The sequence below is a fragment of the Pseudomonas sp. 3A(2025) genome (genome assembly GCF_054589175.1).
On record NZ_BAAILM010000082.1, the window covers coordinates 1 to 250 of the forward strand.

1 rRNA gene is annotated in these 250 nt (G+C 51.2%); it reads right to left on the reverse strand.

Going from position 1 to position 250, the window contains the following annotated elements:
- A 23S ribosomal RNA gene (locus ACYP2A_RS22825) occupies window positions 1-250 on the reverse strand; the annotation flags it as partial.

Below are 250 nucleotides of genomic sequence, written 5' to 3' on the forward strand. Positions count from 1 at the left end.
TTCGGCGTGGGAGTTTTTCACTCCCATTGTCGTTACTCATGTCAGCATTCGCACTTCTGATACCTCCAGCAAGCTTCTCAACTCACCTTCACAGGCTTACAGAACGCTCCTCTACCGCATCATCCTAAGATGATACCCGTAGCTTCGGTACCTGGTTTGAGCCCCGTTACATCTTCCGCGCAGGCCGACTCGACTAGTGAGCTATTACGCTTTCTTTAAAGGGTGGCTGCTTCTAAGCCAACCTCCTAGC